The 828-nt window shown below is 53.9% G+C and carries 1 protein-coding gene and 1 pseudogene; both read left to right on the top strand.

The window, feature by feature from the left end:
• Positions 1-95: 95 nt before the first annotated feature.
• Positions 96-440 (top strand): annotated as a pseudogene (locus tag H6B31_RS17410) (DUF1016 N-terminal domain-containing protein); the annotation flags it as partial.
• Between the two features lie 139 nt (positions 441-579).
• Positions 580-828, top strand: a 249-nt coding sequence (locus H6B31_RS16720; RefSeq protein WP_204899530.1) for a low molecular weight protein-tyrosine-phosphatase, incomplete at its 3' end; no start/stop codon positions are given.

The raw sequence follows: 828 nt of genomic DNA, 5'->3' as shown, positions 1-828 counted from the left end.
TGGAGTGAGCCGAAACGGGAACGCATCACATAAGGTGCGTTCCCGTTTCAGTTTACTGGAGACAGCAGGCGCACGGCGTCGGAAAGGAGAAGGCCATGAACATCCGAAAGCCTACAGATTACAGTGCCATGTATGCTGTACTGGATCAGCTCATGGAAACAGCCCTGCCACAGGTAGAGCTATACTTCGAGATGGGACGAGTTATCTGTGCCAGATCGGAAAAGGGGGCAGCAGTGGCTGCTTCAGAGTATCTGCAGGCCACATACCCGGACGCCACGGGTTTCTCCCCCCGTAACCTGCGCCGGATGAGGGAGTTCTTCCGCACTTACGAAAATAATCCCAAACTGGCAAAGCAGGCCATGCGGATTAGCTGGACACAGAATGTAGTCATTCTAGAGGCAGAGCTGACAATGGAAGAACGCACCTGGTATCTGCGGGCGGCAGAGCAGTTCAGCTGGTCCAAGAAGAAACTGAATGATCAGATCCGTGCCTCCGCACATCTGGAATCTGCCCTCGACGATGCCGAGGGAATGTGCTATACTGATCGGGAAGAAACGGTTCAGGAGTGCGAGAAACAGGATGACAAGGATACTTTTTGTGTGTCATGGAAATATTTGCAGAAGCCCAATGGCCGAGTTTGTGATGAAAAACTTGGTGAAAAAGGCGGGATTGGAGCAGGAATTCCACATCGAATCAGCGGCTACCAGCCGGGAGGAGATCGGCAATCCTGTGTATCCTCCCGCCCGGCGGAAGCTGGCCCAGCACGGGATCGACTGTACTGGCAAAACGGCCCGCCAGCTCCAAAACCACGACTACGACCAGTACGAT

The sequence above is a fragment of the Pseudoflavonifractor capillosus genome, from assembly GCF_016899775.1.
Classification (GTDB): domain Bacteria; phylum Bacillota; class Clostridia; order Oscillospirales; family Oscillospiraceae; genus Lawsonibacter.
The sequence above is the reverse complement of the archived record's forward strand: the minus strand, read 5'-3'. Positions and strand labels throughout refer to the sequence as shown.